The 16,484-nt window shown below is 28.3% G+C and carries 20 protein-coding genes; 7 read left to right on the top strand and 13 right to left on the bottom strand.

The window, feature by feature from the left end; all coding sequences use genetic code 11:
* Position 1: 1 nt before the first annotated feature.
* The 7 genes from cyoE to ACTTAS_RS05635 are packed head-to-tail and all read left to right on the top strand — an operon-like array spanning position 2 to position 4,892.
* Positions 2–913, top strand: a complete 912-nt coding sequence (cyoE, locus tag ACTTAS_RS05665) for a heme o synthase (RefSeq protein WP_440678648.1) — start codon at positions 2–4, stop codon at positions 911–913.
* Positions 910–1,035: a serine protease gene (locus ACTTAS_RS05660; RefSeq protein ID WP_440634718.1), complete on the top strand. Its 126-nt coding sequence runs from the start codon at positions 910–912 to the stop codon at positions 1,033–1,035. The genes cyoE and ACTTAS_RS05660 overlap by 4 nt, the downstream gene beginning before the upstream one ends.
* On the top strand, positions 1,032–1,565 hold the full coding sequence (locus tag ACTTAS_RS05655) for a cytochrome c oxidase assembly protein (RefSeq protein ID WP_256998103.1): 534 nt from the start codon (positions 1,032–1,034) through the stop codon (positions 1,563–1,565). Before ACTTAS_RS05660 ends, ACTTAS_RS05655 begins: the two co-directional genes overlap by 4 nt.
* 10 nt (positions 1,566–1,575) lie before the next feature.
* Positions 1,576–2,364 (top strand): cytochrome c oxidase subunit 3, encoded by a 789-nt coding sequence (locus tag ACTTAS_RS05650; RefSeq protein ID WP_075506420.1) that lies wholly within the window; start codon positions 1,576–1,578, stop codon positions 2,362–2,364.
* Positions 2,365–2,374: 10 nt separating this feature from the next.
* Positions 2,375–3,028, top strand: a complete 654-nt coding sequence (locus tag ACTTAS_RS05645; protein WP_440678647.1) for an SURF1 family protein — start codon at positions 2,375–2,377, stop codon at positions 3,026–3,028.
* Positions 3,028–4,410, top strand: a complete 1,383-nt coding sequence (thrC, locus tag ACTTAS_RS05640) for a threonine synthase (RefSeq protein ID WP_440678646.1) — start codon at positions 3,028–3,030, stop codon at positions 4,408–4,410. The genes ACTTAS_RS05645 and thrC overlap by 1 nt, the downstream gene beginning before the upstream one ends.
* On the top strand, positions 4,407–4,892 hold the full coding sequence (locus ACTTAS_RS05635; protein ID WP_440678645.1) for a peroxiredoxin: 486 nt from the start codon (positions 4,407–4,409) through the stop codon (positions 4,890–4,892). The genes thrC and ACTTAS_RS05635 overlap by 4 nt, the downstream gene beginning before the upstream one ends.
* On the opposite strand, the gene rnhA is transcribed toward ACTTAS_RS05635, so the two are convergent.
* The 13 genes from rnhA to ACTTAS_RS05570 are packed head-to-tail and all read right to left on the bottom strand — an operon-like array spanning position 4,884 to position 16,481.
* The gene (rnhA, locus tag ACTTAS_RS05630; RefSeq protein ID WP_440678644.1) at positions 4,884–5,309 is read right to left on the bottom strand and encodes a ribonuclease HI; all 426 of its coding nucleotides are present in this window, start codon (positions 5,307–5,309) and stop codon (positions 4,884–4,886) included. The two genes, ACTTAS_RS05635 and rnhA, sit on opposite strands and share 9 nt — an antisense overlap.
* A complete protein-coding gene (locus ACTTAS_RS05625; protein ID WP_440678643.1) occupies positions 5,309–6,274 on the bottom strand; it encodes a homoserine kinase in 966 nt (321 codons plus the stop codon). Before ACTTAS_RS05625 ends, rnhA begins: the two co-directional genes overlap by 1 nt.
* Positions 6,275–7,219 (bottom strand): 4-hydroxy-3-methylbut-2-enyl diphosphate reductase, encoded by a 945-nt coding sequence (gene ispH / locus ACTTAS_RS05620; protein ID WP_440678642.1) that lies wholly within the window; start codon positions 7,217–7,219, stop codon positions 6,275–6,277.
* Positions 7,200–8,147 (bottom strand): Brp/Blh family beta-carotene 15,15'-dioxygenase, encoded by a 948-nt coding sequence (locus ACTTAS_RS05615; RefSeq protein ID WP_440678641.1) that lies wholly within the window; start codon positions 8,145–8,147, stop codon positions 7,200–7,202. Before ACTTAS_RS05615 ends, ispH begins: the two co-directional genes overlap by 20 nt.
* Positions 8,148–9,212, bottom strand: coding sequence for a lycopene cyclase family protein (locus tag ACTTAS_RS05610; protein WP_440678640.1), 1,065 nt, complete (start codon positions 9,210–9,212; stop codon positions 8,148–8,150). It lies immediately after the preceding gene.
* Positions 9,199–10,050: a phytoene/squalene synthase family protein gene (locus ACTTAS_RS05605; protein ID WP_440678639.1), complete on the bottom strand. Its 852-nt coding sequence runs from the start codon at positions 10,048–10,050 to the stop codon at positions 9,199–9,201. Before ACTTAS_RS05605 ends, ACTTAS_RS05610 begins: the two co-directional genes overlap by 14 nt.
* Position 10,051: 1 nt before the next feature.
* Positions 10,052–11,512, bottom strand: coding sequence for a phytoene desaturase family protein (crtI, locus tag ACTTAS_RS05600; protein WP_440634708.1), 1,461 nt, complete (start codon positions 11,510–11,512; stop codon positions 10,052–10,054).
* 39 nt (positions 11,513–11,551) lie between these two features.
* Positions 11,552–12,064, bottom strand: coding sequence for a F0F1 ATP synthase subunit B family protein (locus ACTTAS_RS05595; RefSeq protein WP_428080956.1), 513 nt, complete (start codon positions 12,062–12,064; stop codon positions 11,552–11,554).
* Entirely contained in the window at positions 12,039–12,629 is a 591-nt protein-coding gene (locus tag ACTTAS_RS05590; RefSeq protein WP_440678638.1) for a F0F1 ATP synthase subunit B family protein, read from the bottom strand. Before ACTTAS_RS05590 ends, ACTTAS_RS05595 begins: the two co-directional genes overlap by 26 nt.
* Positions 12,630–12,633: 4 nt before the next feature.
* Positions 12,634–12,861, bottom strand: coding sequence for a F0F1 ATP synthase subunit C (locus ACTTAS_RS05585; protein ID WP_006997791.1), 228 nt, complete (start codon positions 12,859–12,861; stop codon positions 12,634–12,636).
* A gap of 17 nt (positions 12,862–12,878) precedes the next feature.
* Positions 12,879–13,613: a F0F1 ATP synthase subunit A gene (locus ACTTAS_RS05580; protein WP_075506408.1), complete on the bottom strand. Its 735-nt coding sequence runs from the start codon at positions 13,611–13,613 to the stop codon at positions 12,879–12,881.
* A 9-nt stretch (positions 13,614–13,622) separates the two neighbouring features.
* Positions 13,623–13,898: an AtpZ/AtpI family protein gene (locus tag ACTTAS_RS05575; protein ID WP_075506407.1), complete on the bottom strand. Its 276-nt coding sequence runs from the start codon at positions 13,896–13,898 to the stop codon at positions 13,623–13,625.
* Positions 13,899–13,907: 9 nt separating this feature from the next.
* Entirely contained in the window at positions 13,908–16,481 is a 2,574-nt protein-coding gene (locus ACTTAS_RS05570) for a chromosome segregation SMC family protein (protein WP_440678637.1), read from the bottom strand.
* Positions 16,482–16,484: the final 3 nt, after the last annotated feature.

Raw genomic sequence — 16,484 nt, 5'->3', positions numbered from 1 at the left:
AATGATTAAGTCTAAGTTAAAAAATAGAAATTTAAGTCAAGAAGACGTTTTCAATTTCTCTGAGTTATTTAAACTTATGAAGCCAAGAGTAATGTCTCTTGTAATTTTTACTTGTGCAGTTGGATTGTTAATGGCGCCAAATATTATTCCAACAAAAGATGCAATAATTGGAATTATTTTAGTTTCTATTGGAGCTGGTGCCGCTGGAGCTTTAAATATGTGGTACGAGTCTGATTTAGATGCATTAATGACAAGGACTTGTTTGAGACCTATACCAACTGGGAAGGTTAATAAAAACCAAGCTTTGATTTTTGGTATCGCTTTATCAATATTTTCTGTTGTTGCTTTAGATTATTTTGCAAATACAGTTTCAGCAGCTTTATTGTTATTTACAATTTTGTTTTATGTGCTGGTTTATACCGTTTGGCTTAAAAGAAAAACGCCTCAAAATATAGTTATTGGGGGCGCTGCAGGAGCATTACCTCCTGTAATTGGTTGGACTATAGCTACTAACTCACTTTCACTTGAGCCATTATCTTTCTTTCTAATTATCTTTTTTTGGACACCTTCACATTTTTGGGCACTAAGTTTATATAAATCTGATGATTATAAAAAAGCAAATATTCCAATGCTTCCATTGACTAATGGTGTTGAAAGCACAAAATTAAATATATTTGTTTATTCATTAATAATGTTGCCAGTTATTGTTTTCCCATATGCAATTAATTTTGTTGGTCTAGTATTTTTAATTCCATCATTAATTTTGACAATTTATTATAATTACTTATGTTTTGAACTTTATAAATTTAAGAAGAACAAGTTTGATGCAAAAAAAGCAAAAACAATTTTTGGATACTCGATATTATATTTGTTTTTAGTTTTTGTATTTTTCTTAATAGATAAAATTTTATGATAACACCTGATAAAAAAACAAAGAAAAAAAATATTATTACTGCTTTAGCAATTTTAGCTTTTATGGTTTTTTTGTTTATTTTTACATTATATAACGTTGGTGTTTTTGATAGGCAGATATGATTAAGAGCAAAACATTAACTCCATTACTTCTAGCAGGTATTTTTTGTTTAATGTTAGGTTTATCTTTTGCGGCAGTGCCCTTATATGATCTTTTTTGTCGTGTAACTGGCTTTGGAGGAACAACCCAAGTATCTAAAGAAGCTCCGAAAATAGTTTTAGATAAAGTTGTGAGTGTAAGATTTGATACGAATGTAAACAATCTTACTTGGGATTTTAAGGCTAAATCAAATGTCATTGATGTTAAGGTTGGTCAGGTAAATAGAATTGAGTTTGAGGTTGAGAACTATGGAGACGAAACAACTTATGGAGTTGCTAGTTTCAATGTTTCGCCTGCAAGTTTTGGTAAATATTATAGTAAATTAGGCTGTTTTTGCTTCGAAAAACAGGAACTTAAGGCAGGTGAGAAGGCAACTTATATTATGACTTTTTATTTGGACCCAGAACTGGTAAATGATCCAACAGTTAAAAATTTACAGGATGTAACTATGTCGTATACTTTTTTCTCGACAGATTATTATAAACAATCATAATTAAAAAAATATGTCAGCTGAAAAAAAACATGATTATCACTTAGTAGACCCAAGTCCTTGGCCTATATTTACATCTTTTGCATGCTTGGTACTAGCTATCGGAGCAATTTTTTATATGCACAATGATGTATCTTGGGGAATGTATTTGGGGTTAGCTCTTGTAATTTATGCAGCTTATATGTGGTTCAGAGATGTTGTCATTGAAGCTGAACATCAAGGTCACCATACTCCAGTTGTTCAAATCCATCATAGATATGGAATGACGTTATTCATTGCTTCTGAAGTTATGTTTTTCGTTGCATGGTTTTGGGCATATTTTGATATAAGTTTGTTCCCAAATGAGTTTGTTGGAAATGTTTGGCCTCCACAAGACATAGAAACTTTTGATCCATGGGACATTCCATTAATCAATACACTAGTTTTATTATTATCTGGTACTACAGTAACTTGGGCTCACCACTCTTTATTAGAAGACGATAGAAAGGGATTTATTCAAGGATTAACAGCAACTGTTGCACTAGGCTTCTTTTTTACTTTGTTACAGGCTTACGAATATCATCATGCTACATTTGATTATTCAGGACATATTTATGGTGCAGTATTTTATATGGCAACAGGTTTTCACGGTTTCCACGTAATTGTTGGAACAATTTTTCTTGCTGTTTGTTTATGGAGAGGAAGATTGGGTCACTTTACGAAAGAACACCACTTTGGTTTTGAGGCAGCTGCTTGGTACTGGCACTTTGTTGATGTTGTTTGGTTATTCTTGTTTGCAGCTATCTACGTTTGGGGAAGTTAATATTTAATCCTTGAAGAATAAGCTTCTATTTTCAGTTTTCGTTTATTTTATAATTTTAGTTTTGTTGTCATTAGGCTTATGGCAATTGTATAGATTGAGTTGGAAATTAGATTTAATCAATCAAATTGAAAATTCTTTAAAGATTGATCCTGTTGAACTTCAAAATGTAGAAAAAAAAAATTATTTAAGAATAAAAACATCAGGACAAATTGATTTTGAAAAACAAATTTATCTCTATAATCTTAACGAAACTGGTAAACCTGGATTTGAAGTTATTAACCCAATTAAAGTTGGAAATGAAGATTATTTAATTAATAGAGGCTGGATATCTTTTGACAAAAAAAACAAACCAGAGATTAATGTTGTTGATCAAAAAAATATTATTGGTACTTTAATGCTTCAATCAAAATCAAGCTCATTCAAACCCAAGAATGAAGTAGATAAAAATTATTGGTTCACACTAGATCGGGAAGATATTTTAAAATTTACAGGAAAAAACTTTTCGAAATATATTATTTATTTAAACGGTAACTACGAAAACCCAAGACCAAGAGTGATCACTGCTAAAATTTCAAATAACCACAAAAAGTATGCAATTACTTGGTTTTCGATGGCGATTTCAATTCTTTTAATATATTTATACTTTAGAAAAAAAAATTATTAATGAGATACGTCAGCACCAGAAATACTTCAAAAACATATGAATTTAAGGATGTTTTTATCAAAGGTCTTGCTGATGATGGGGGATTGTTTATTCCTAGCTCACTTCCAAACTATAGTGAAAAAGAAATTCAAGAATTGAGGTCACTAAATTATTCAGATTTAGCAAAAAAAATTATTTTTCCTTTTATAGGAAATTTTATGGATAAAGATGAATTGTCTAAAATAATTGATAAATCTTATTCTGTTTTTAGAAGAGAAAATGTAATTGATTTCATAAAAATAGGGGATCGATCAATCTTAGAGTTATTTCATGGCCCAACACTAGCTTTTAAGGATGTTGCTATGCAACTTCTTGGAAATTTTTATGAATTTTATTTAAGCAAGCAAAAAGAAAAAATTAATATTGTAGTTGCCACATCTGGAGACACAGGGGCAGCAGCTATAGATGCAATAAAAGGAAAAGAAAATTTAAATATTTTTGTACTACATCCTGATAATCGAGTTTCTTCTGTTCAGCGAAAAATCATGACTACTGGAAAACATGAAAATGTATTTAATATCGCTATTAAAGGAAATTTTGATGACTGCCAAAACTTAGTTAAATCAATGTTTTCTGACACAAAATTTTCTCAAGATATTAATATGTCAGGTGTAAATTCAATCAACTGGGCAAGAATTATTGCTCAATGTGTTTATTACTTTTACAGCTATTATCTCATTGAAGATCACTCTAAACCCACTAATTTTTCTGTTCCCACAGGGAATTTTGGAGATGTATACGCAGGTTATTTAGCCAAAAAAATGGGTTTGCCCATTAATAAATTGATTGTTGCAACAAATCAAAATGACATTCTCCATAGAGCTATTTCAAATGGTAATTACGAGGCTGAAACTGTTTCCGAAACTATTTCTCCTAGCATGGATATACAGATTGCAAGTAACTTTGAGAGACTTATTTTTGATTTGAATGATAAGAATTCAGAACAAACATCAAAAGACATGATGAAAATTAAAGAAGAAGGAAAATATTCAATTGATAAACAAAAGTTAAATTTAATTAATCAAGATTTCTTATCAGCAAGAATGAGTGAGACGGAAACACTTGATATTATTAAGTCTGTTTATAAAGAATTTAATATTGTTTTAGACCCTCATACTGCAATTGGTTATGGAGCTTTTGATAAACACAATCTCAATGGTAATAATATTGTGCTAGCAACAGCACATCCATGTAAGTTTCCTGATGCAATTCAAAGTGCTATAAATATTAAAGCTGAGTTACCAAATGAACTTCAATTTATATTAAATGAGAAAGAAAATTATGATATTCTTGAAAATGATATTGAAAAAGTAAAAGAACATATTAAAGATAGATCCAAATGAAAATAAAAGAAAACGATAACCTACCAAATTCAGAAATTTTTGTTCTTCAAGATGGAGAGCCTGTAAAAAAAAATATAGAAGATTTTTTTAAAGGCAAAAAAGTTGTAATATTTGGACTACCTGGGGCATATACTTCTGTATGTTCTGCTAAACATTTGCCAGGATATATTAAGATGCATGATCAATATAAAGAAAAAGGTATTGATCATATAATTTGTATTTCAGTAAATGATCCATTTGTGATGAATGCTTGGGGTAAACAAAATGATGTAGGTGAAAAAATTGTTATGATGGGTGACCCATTTCTTAATTTCACAAAAGAAATTGGTGCAGACGTTGATAAAAGTGGCAGAGGTTTAGGAATTAGATCTAATAGATACACGATGTTTGTTGATAACATGAAGCTTATTAAACTTCAGGAAGAAGCAGATACAGGATCTTGTGAAATCTCAGCAGCAGAAAATTTCTTTAAATTAATCTAGACTTGCAGCTTTTTTAGCTAATAAATCAACTTCTTCATTTAGTGGATTTCCAGCATGAGCTTTAACCCAGTTCCACTTAATTTTAGAATTATTATTCAAATCATGCAATTGAACCCATAAATCTTTATTTTTAACATCTTCTCTATTAGATGTTTTCCAATTATTTTTAATCCAATTGTGGATCCAATCAGTAATTCCATTTTTAACATATTTAGAATCTGTGTAGATTTCTATCAAATCTTCTGAATTTACTTCTTTTAATGCATTGATTGTTGCCATTAATTCCATTCTATTATTTGTTGTATCTTTTTCACTTCCACTTATTTTTTTCACTTCGTTGTCAGTACATATTATTGCTGCCCATCCACCATTTCCTGGATTTTTTAAACATGAGCCATCAGTATAAATTTTAATCATTAAATCAAATAATCTTTAAAACTATTCAAATTGTTATGGGTAATAAGTTTTTGATAATATTCGTTTGGATCCTTAATTTTGATTAATGCTGTTTTTGGAGTATTTGTATAATCATATAGTCTAGTTAACAGATATCTAAGTGCAGCACCTCTACACAAAATATTTAAATTATTTTTTTCATTTAATTTAATTTTCTTAACACTGTTGTATCCCTTGATTAATTTATCAACTTTCTTCTTATTAATTACAAATTTTTTATTTTTTTCATCAAAACATAAAGCATTAATACAGATTGCTATTTCATACATATAGTAATCTTTAGCAGCAAAGTAAAAGTCTATAATTCCCGACAGCTTATTTTTATTAAAAAAAATATTATCTATGAATAAATCACCGTGTATAATCCCAGAAGGAAGTTTTTTTGGCCAATTTTTTTTAATATAATTAAAATTATAAAATAAAAATTTTTTCAAATTTGATCCTTTATTTGATTTAAATTTAATACTCTGGAGTAAAGGTTTTAAATATTTTACACCCATTGAATTTTTTCTAGTAAATTTTATCTTATTAGTAACCAGATGCATTTTAGCTATTGCTTTTCCAATAGCATAGCAGTCACTTTCGTTAACTTTCTTTTTATCTTTTCCCCTCAAGAAAGTGACAATACAGGCTGTTTTATTTTTTAGTTTAATTAAATAATTTTTGTCTTTAGTTTTAAGTGGTCTTGGGCAATTAATTTTTGAATCATTTAAATGATCCATTAATTTCATAAAAAAAGGAATCTCTTTTGTAAGAACTCTCTTCTCAAAAATTGTGAGAATAAACTTTTTATTTTTGGATTTTAAAATGTAATTTGTATTTTCAATTCCCTTAGTAATTCCATGAAAACTTAAAATTTTTTCAATATTAAACTTGTTGTTTATTATATCGATATCACTCTGATTTATTTTTGTATATACAGCCATTTAATTTAATTTTTTAGGAACTTTAAAGACTACATTTTCTTTTATAATTTCTACTTCCTCAACATTTATAGAAAATTTTTTTTTTAATTCATTAATAAAATCTTCTACGAGAATTTCAGGTGCTGATGCTCCTGATGATATACCAATAGTATTTGAATTCTGTATTTGATCAAAAGGAATTGCACTTTCAGAATGAAAAAGTTGTGAATTTTGACAACCTGATTTTTTTGCCACTTCAACAAGTCTAACAGAATTCGAGGAGTTTCTACTACCTATTACAAAAAACATATCACACTCTTTTGCAATATTTTTTACAGCCATTTGCCTATTTGTTGTTGCATAACAAATATCCTCTTTTGCTGGCTCTTTAATATTTGTATATCTATTTTTCAAAATTTTTATTATTTCTTTAGTGTCATCAACAGATAGTGTTGTTTGAGTTATGTATGCCAATTTTTCATTATGATTGGTTTTATACTCCATTGCTTCAGCTTCATTTTGAACCAAATCAATAGTTCCTTTAGGTAATTGGCCCATAGTGCCTATTACTTCTGGATGGTTCTCATGTCCAATCAAAATAATATGATAACCAGCTTTATTTAAGTTTTCCGCTTCTCTATGAACTTTAGAAACTAGTGGACAAGTAGCATCTACATAAGTCATTTTATAATTTTCAGCATCTTCAGGTATTTTTTTTGGAACACCGTGCGCAGAAAAAATAACAGGTCTAGATTTGTCATCAATTTCCTCCAATTCTTCAACAAAGATAGCGCCTTTATTTTTTAAATTATCAACAACATGCTTGTTGTGAACAATTTCGTGTCTAACATAAACTGGAGATCCATATTTTTGAATAGATTTTTCTACAATCTCTATAGCCCTCTCAACACCAGCGCAAAAACCTCTTGGAGCAGAAAGTAAAATTTTAATTTGTTTGTTTTTCATTTTTCTCTAAAAAATATTCCAGCAATATATGTGGAAAGGTTAAAGACGCCAAACCAATAAAAATTAGTTTTAAGATTGCATCATCTATATAATTAACGTCATTTAATAAAAATAATACAATTATTGAAATAAAGATTGTTAAAAGAGTAAGTGGTAAAGCCTTTAATATAAATAATTTTATTCCATTTTGGAGACTGCTTTCATCAAGGTCTATCGCAAGTGAAATAGAGTGCCTCACAGAATGTAAAAAACAAAAATAAATTGTAAAAGCTGTTAAAGGAGTAAAGTAGTAATTTAAAATTATAATTGAGAAATAATCAAAAAAAATAGTGAATTTTTTTAATTCAAACTTATCAATAAATAAAAATATACTTGATAATGAACTCAAAATAATTGATATCTCGATTATCTTTTTTTCTTCTAAAAATTCTAAGAACAAGTAAAAATTTTCATTAACAACAATTAATGATTTGAATATTTTTACAGTATCATCAAAATGAAAAAAAAGTGGGGCAAGAATTATGAGTAATCCTTTTAAAAGGTATAATAATTGAATTAAGTAAGATTTTTTGTTTATTAAAAATTGTGTATCTTCTTTACCAAAATGAAATGCTGCCACTATAAGAAAAACTAACAGTGTAGTTGCAGGTAAGAGTGACCAAATAATAATTACACAAACTGCTATAAAAATATAAATGATATAGAAAATATATATTCTTTCAAAATTAAATATTTTAAGAAGTTTTTTTCCTTTAATATTATCTAATGCACCGTGAGAAACTCCAATCGTTAAAATTAAAAATAAACATATTGCTGATGAAATATTTAAACAATTAAGTTTAAACATCACAACAGAAAATAGATTAATTAACAAAAAAAATATAAATGAATGTTTGAGATTAATTTTTTTAATTAATTGATTAGTCATTTAAAATAATTCTTTTAAAAATTTCCATTTAGGCATTTTTAAAATTATTTCTAAATCTTCAAAAAAATTACTTTTATTAGATAAGAAATTAATAGCAGTCTTAGGTGAACTATTGAACATTTTAAAGAAAATTTCCCCCATATCTGAAGAGTTATTTCTTAAAACTTTCAAAAAAATATTGTCCAAAAAATCATATTTTTTTTTAATTTTAAACAATTTAGCCTTAGAAATATTTTCAATGTTTTCTGCTATATATTTGCTGTGTTCCTGAATATTTAAAAAAGTATAACCTGTGCTTAATCTTGTCATATCACCGGCTGATCCAATATATATTTCATTTAATTTTTTTAAATTTTTATTTCTAAATAAAGGTATAGAGCCTTCTTCTTTAAAATTGATTTTATAATTTCTGATATTTAAATGTTTTTTTAAGTATTGATCTATTTGATTATCATAATCTTTTATATTTTCATTACTTAAATTTGATATCCAGGTAGTTTCCACAAGAGCATTTTTTTTTGAAAAAGGTAAAGTGTAAAAAAAATGAACCTCATTTTTTTGATCACACTCAAAATCCATTAAGTTAAATATTTGGTCATCAAAAAAATCTTTTTCTGTTTCAATTTCTACACCACAAAAATGTTGCCACAAATTATTTGTCTTATTTTCAAAATTTGGAACGCTGTTAAAAATTATTGAATTTGATAATTCAATATCATTAATATTCTTAAAAAATTTTATATTTTCATTTAATTTAAGTTTTGAAAGAATTTTGTCATAAAATTTTCCAGTATCTATAGATTGGTAAGGTGTCAGCTTGCAATCAATAAACTTTGTATTATTAGGAATGTTTATAGAAAAATTATCCCAACTTTTTTTTACACAATCATCAAAATTATGTGGAAACACTTTCCAAAATGACCAAGTTTTGTCTCTTTTATATTCGTCCCTAGGTTCAATTATAGCCAAAGATTTATTTTTTAATTTATCAGAAATTTCAAGTTCATAAGCCAAAGACAAACCTGCACAACCACCACCGATAATTATGTAATCAAAATCTTTCATTTAAATTTATCTCTTCATTAATTAATGAATGATCATGTTCAATGTTATTATCATTTTTATTTGTAAATGTTAAAATTATTAAATCAAAAATTGATAAAAAAGTTTCAATAATTTTTTCAATTTTTGTTACATAAATTTTTCCAGAATTTTTATAATTTTCTAAATTATTTTTATTAATTATTTTGTGTCCAATTTTTCTGTAGACTCGTCTTGCAACTAAAATAGAGAATCTGAAACTTAAAGGTATTTCTTTAATTGAGTAAAAAGAATTTTCATAAAATTTTTCAGATAAAGAAATGGTAGATTTGATATCGTTGAAATTTTCATTGATATAAATTCTTTTATTATTTTTATCTTCAATTACGTCTCTTGAAATATTGGTAAGCTGCATTGCTATTCCGAGATCGATAGCTGATTTCAAGGAATTTATCTTATTAACTTTTAAAATTTTTGCCATCATTAAACCAACAGTACCTGCTACTCTATAAGAGTAAATTAATAACTCTTTTTTTGATTTTAATTCCACTCTTTCTTTAATATCTGAATTAATCCCATCAAATAAATCATTAATTACTTTTGTTGAAATATTAAATTCATCTATAAGTTCCCAAATATTTTTAACAACAATGTTTTGAAAGTTTTTATTTAAAAAATCTTTCTTAAAGTTTTCAAATTTAATTATTTTGTCCTCTAATTTTCCTGGATCATCTGCAATATTATCTGCTTCTCTACAAAAATCATAAAGCGCAGAACATTTATCATAAGTTTTTTTTGGTAAAAAAAAACCAGCCCAATTAAATGATTTTGCATATGTTGATAAATAATTTTTAGTTAACATTCTAGATCAATTTATCTAATACTTTTGCTGATGAAAGTACTCCTGGTACTCCCGCACCTGGGTGAGTTCCGGCACCAACAAAATATAAACCATCATAAATCTCTGATTTATTATGAAATCTAAAATAAGCTGATTGAGTGAATTTAGGCTGAATTGAAAAACCTGATCCATATTTTGTATTTAGTTCTTTCTCAAAATAATCAGGTGTAAGATAAAAGTCTGATACAATATTATCTCTAAGATTTGGCATTAAATCATTTTCCATTTTATCAATCACAAGATTTTTCATTTTTTCACCTTCTATTTGCCAATCTATATTTGATTGATTATTTGGAACTGGAACCAATACATAAAAACAATCACTACCCTCAGGAGCCATGCTCTTATCTGTTGCAGAAGGTCTATGTAGATAATAGCTAATATCGTTATTTAATTTTTTATGATCAAAAATATCATCCAGATGTTCTTTATATTTGTTTCCAAATTTAATTGTATGATGCTCAACGTTTTCATAGACTTTTTTGGTTCCAAAATAATAAACAAATAAACCCATTGAGTAATCCATCCTCTTTTGTTTCCAATCAAACAGCATTGAGTTTTTTAAGTTTTTACTAGTCATCTTTTCATAAAAAGCAGGAGGGTCGGCATTACAAATAACATTATCAGCTTTGATAATCTCTTCATTGTCAACTACAACACCAGTAATTTTATTATTCTTAGTAATAATTTCTTTTACCTCAGTATTTTTTATTATTTTGATTTCTATTTCCTCCATTAACTTTTCAAATCCTTTAATTATATTTCCTGTACCGCCCATTGAATAATGAATGCCCCATTTTTTTTCTAAATAAAGAATTAGCCCATAAATTGAGGTAGTTGTGAATGGATTACCACCAACCAAAAGTGGATGCATACTAAGCATCCTTCTTAATTTTTCATTTTTTACATAAGACGATACTAATGAATAAACTGATTTATAACTCTTAAGTTTTAATAATGCTGGCAGCTGTTTCATCATAAAAAAGGGTCTATCAAATGGAACATCTGCAAGTTCTAAAAATCCTTTCTCAAAAATTTTTTTGGTAAAATTTACTAAATTTTCATAACCCTTAACATCTTCTTGATTTAAATTTTCAATTTGTTTTTTCATTTCTATTTCATCACCTGAGTAATTAAATTTAGTTTGGTCCTCAAAAACAAATTGATACCAAATTTTAAGTGGGGTTAGTTTTATGTAGTCCTCAGGATTTTTAGAAAACAAACTGAATAGTTCGTTAATTAAATATGGAGCTGTTATTACTGTTGGCCCAGCATCAAAGGTAAAACCATCTTTTTTGAAAACTCTAGCTCTTCCACCTAGATCTGAATGTTTTTCTATTAATTTTACTTTATGTCCTTTGGCTCTTAGTCTAATTGCTGCAGCAATACCACCAAATCCAGATCCAATAACTATAGAATTCATTGCTGTAATTTATAGCTTTTTAAGGAAATTGTAACCGTATTATGAGTTTATTTTTTTTAGCTGTTCTTTAGTTTCTTCTAAATTTTTTTGAAATACAGCATCCAGTTTAGATTTATCAACTGATGTAGTTATGATTTTTTTTACTGAATCTACCGCTATTTTGATTGAAGCATCTTTTATTTCTTTCAATGCAGCCTCTTTCATTTGGCTAATTTTATTTTCAGCTAAACTTTTTTTAATTTCTGATGATTTATGAAATTTATCATTTAAATCTATTATTAATTTATCCGACTCTTTTTTTGCATTCTCCAAAATTTCATTACTTACTGAAGTAGCGGTATCTAATTTTTTTTGAGCATTATCGAGCAAAGTTTTTGCTTCTGTTCTCAATTTTTCACTTTCATCTATCTCATTTTTGATATCAGAAATCATACCATCAAGCATTTGAGAAACTTTTTGTGGAATTTTAAAGTAAACTAAAACTCCGATGAAGATTACAAATGAAATTGCTACCCAGAAAGTTGCATCAATTGCCATAGTATTTATCTCCATTTCTTCTAGATAGATCGTCAACAATTGCTGATATACTGCTATTATTTACTTCAGCACCAATAAGTTTTTGAAGTAACTCGGATGATGTTTCTATAGCAATTTTATTTATTTTATCAGGTGCATTATCTCTTAAAGCTTGGATTTCTTTTTCCGCTTTAGCTATTTCGTCATCTATTTGTTTATCAAGAATGTCTCTTTTAGCATTTATATCTTTAACTGCCTTTTCTCTTGCTTGATTAAACATAGCATTAGCTTCAGTTTTGCTTTTTAAAATTATTTGATCATATTCTTTAAGTTTGGTCTCACTATCTTCTCTTTGTTTTTCAGCTGCCTCAATATTTTCTAGAATTTGAGATTTTCTAGATTCTAAGTTGTTACTAATTTTTGGAAGGATTAGTTTAGATAAAACCAAATACATTATCCCAAAAGTAAGTATCAACCAGAAAATCTGAGAAACCCAAAACTCTGGATTTAATTGAGGCATACCTCCACTTTCAGCGGCAAAAGCTTCTTTGATAAAAAAGAAGCTTAAAAATACCAGATGAAGATATATTTTTTTGACCATTAACTTAAAACGCAAATAAAATAATCAATGCAACAACTAATCCAAATAATCCTGTTGCTTCAGCAAGTGCAAAACCTAAAAGTAGGTTAGGAAATTGTTTCTGAGCTGCTGATGGGTTTCTCATAGCACCTGATAAATAATTTCCAAAAATTATTCCAATACCAACACCGGCACCAGCTAAAGCTATTGCTGCCAAACCTGCTCCGATCATTTTTGCTGCTTCTAATTCCATTATATCCTCCTCTGTTATTAATGGTGTAAATTTAATGCATCATTTAAATAGATGCAGGTTAAAATTGCAAAAACATATGCTTGAAGAAAAGCAACTAATATCTCCAAACCAGTTAATGCAACCGAAAAACTTAGTGGAAGCCATCCACCAACTATTCCAAGACTAATTACAAAGCCTCCGAAAACTTTCATCATTGTATGACCAGCCATCATATTTGCAAATAATCTAACTGATAGACTTATTGGTCTACTTAAATAAGAAATAATTTCAATAACTACTATTAAAGGAAGTAATACCGCTGGTACTCCACTTGGTACAAACAATTTTAAATATCCAAAACCATGTTTAATAAATCCAATTACTGTTACGCCAATAAAGATAAATGCAGCAAGAACAAATGTAACGATAATATGACTAGTTACAGTGAATGTGTACGGTATCATTCCAAACATGTTGCAAAATAAAACAAACATGAACAATGAAAAAATAAATGCAAAATATGGTTTCGCTTTAGAACCAGCTGTATCACTAATCATTTTAGCAACAAAGGTGTAGCTAAGTTCCGCTAATAATTGAATTTTATTTGGTAAGATTGAATTTTTCTTAGATCCTAAATTAAAAATTAATAAAATAGAAACTGTACTTATAATCATAAACAAACTTGCGTTTGTAAAAGATATATCAAATGCTCCAACTTTTATTTCAGGTCCAATTCTATAAACATCGAATTGGGACATCGGGTTTGCTGCCATAGTACTAACTTATTTTTGCATCTTTTTTGCTGATCTAATCACGTTTGTTATTCCAGCGATTACCCCAACAAAAAAAAATATTAATATAAACCAGGGTTTAGTACCAAAGGTCTTGTCAAAAATAAACCCAATAATTGTCCCGACGGCCACTGCAGAAACAAGTTCTGTGCTCAATTTGAATGCAGTTCCAATAGGCGAGGGGTTATCCTTCTTGTTATAAAGATTTTTCTTTGAAATCTTGCTTTTTGCAATCTCTAAGCGAGTTTTAAAAGGGTCTTTTGCCATTTATTCTGGTTAAGCAACCATACTTTCTGCTTTTTGAAGGTCTACAGCTACCAGTTGGCTTATCCCTTTTTGAGGCATAGTTACCCCATATAGCCTGTTCATTTTAGACATTGTTAAGGCGTGGTGAGTAACAATTATAAATTTAGTGTTAGTAATTTTAATTAACTCCTCTAGCAAGCTACAAAATCTTGTAACGTTAGCATCATCAAGAGGAGCGTCCACCTCATCTAAAACACAAATTGGGGAAGGGTTAGTTAAAAATACTGCAAATATTAAAGATAGGGCAGTAAGTGCTTGTTCACCACCAGATAGTAAAGTTATAGATTGAAGCCTTTTTCCTGGTGGACTGACTAACATTTCTAAACCAGCTTCTAATGGATCATCAGAGTCTACTAATTCTAGCTTGGCATTTCCTCCATTAAAAAGTTTTGTATAAACTTCATTAAATTTTCTGTTAACTTTTTCAAATGCCTCAACAAGTCTTTCTCTTCCTTTTTGATTTAGCTCATCAATACTGTCTTTTAGTTTAACAATTGCAGTAACTAGGTCGCTACGATCTTGTTCCATTTTTTTTATTTCTTCCTCATACTTACTAGTTTCTTCATCCGCCTTTAAATTTACAGAACCCAATTGATCTCTTTGTTGTTTTTTTTTATCTAATGCATCCTCTTGATCAACATGATTTGGAAGTTCTTCAACTCCAAATAAATTTGAATTTTCTAAAATATTTTCTTCTGTTAAATTTAATTCTGTATTAACCCTATCAAGCAAATCATTTTTTCTTTTTTGTAAACCTTCTATGGTTGCACCTGAGCTAGCTTTTCGCTCTCTAATTTGAATTGATTGCTCTTGTATTTCATTTAGTTGAGCTCTTAAAGTTTCAATTTTTTTATCAGTTTCTTCTATAATTTTTTCGTTCTCTATTTTTTCTTCATCAGAAATTCTTAAATTTTCTGAAATTTGACCTTTTCTTTCTGCTTGTACTCTTGGCTGATTTTCTAAATCATTTAATTGTTTAGATAATTTATTTTTTCTTTCAGTTAATTCATTTACCATTTTTTCTGAATTGGATAAAAGATTTTTCCAGCTTTCTATCTCAGTCTCTATTGTTTTTATTCTTTCATTTCTTTTTACCGATTCATTCTTTATTGACTGATTTTTACTATATGCATCAGCATATTTTTCTTGAAGTATTTTTATATTTTGAGATTTCTCGTTTACACTTAATAGCTCAGTTCTTGATTTTTCATTTTTTAAATCATTAATAAAGTTGTCTAATTCTATATTACATCTATCAAGTAATGTAACTGCTTGATTTATCTCATTACTATCAATTAATTCTTTTGCTCTAGTAATTGAATTTTTTACATTCTTTATAGGACCAATGCTTATTTTAATTGTATCGTCGGCTAAATTATTAACTACTTCGTCAACTTCTTTTTGCTCTCTTTCAAGTTCATTTTTTGCATTTTCTAGATCTTCGTTTGATAACTTTTCTGTTTCAAAATATTTTGAATCTACTTCAATTAAGTCTGACTTCTCTTCCTTTAATCTTTTTTCATTAGAGTTAGCATCAATAATAATTCCATTTTCTCTAGTTATGTCTTCGTCTAAAGTCTTTATTGATTTCTTAATTGTTTCAATTTCATCTTGAATTCTAGTATTTTCCTCATCTAGGTTCTGTAGTTCTAAATTAAGTCTCTGTATTCTTGATAAATTCTCAATATTTTTTTCTCTAAGTGGAGCAACTTTATCAGTTGAAGTTTTTATTAAGTTTTCAAGTTCAGATATCTGATTGTTAAAACTTTCAACTTCTCCTCCTGCCTCTGTATTAATTTCATTTTCTATCCTTATTTCCTTATCAATATCCAATAATCTTAGATAATATAGACCAGCCTCTATTTTTTTTATTTCCTCTGAAATTAATTTGTATTTTGTGGCTTCTTCTGCTTGTTTTTGAAGATTTGCCAATTGTTTTTCTTGTTGCCTTCGTAATTCATCAGCTCTTTTTAAATTATTTTCAGCCGCGCCAAGTCTAAGTTCAGCTTCATGTCTTCTTACATGTAAACCAGAAATTCCAGCTGCCTCCTCAAGTATTGCTCTTCTGTCAGTAGGTTTTGCTGTCACTAAAGCTCCAATTCTTCCTTGACTAATCATAGAAGGAGAATGTGCGCCAGTTGAAAGATCTGCAAAAAACATTTGAGCATCTCTTGCTCTTACCTCTTTGTCATTAATATAAAATTTAGAACCCTTATCTTTTTCAATTTTTCGTTTAACTTGAATGTTTTCTAATTCACGATATTGAATGGGACCTTCTTTTTCTTTGTTCTCTACTTCTATGGAAACTTCTGCAATATTTTTTGACGCTTTATTAGATGTACCTGAAAAAATTACATCTTCCATTCCTGAACCTCTCATACTTTTTGCAGAGGTCTCTCCCATTACCCATCTTAAAGATTCTACTATGTTTGATTTTCCACAGCCGTTAGGACCAACAATTCCAGTAAGACCTTCTTCTATCAAGAAATTTGTTTTTTCAGCAAATGATTTAAATCCATTTAATTGGATTTTTTTAAACTCCATGCA

It is taken from the genome of Candidatus Pelagibacter sp. HIMB1611, assembly GCF_052047715.1.
Classification (GTDB): domain Bacteria; phylum Pseudomonadota; class Alphaproteobacteria; order Pelagibacterales; family Pelagibacteraceae; genus Pelagibacter.
Note: the sequence above shows the minus strand (reverse complement) of the source record. Positions and strands in the feature narration are given on the sequence as shown.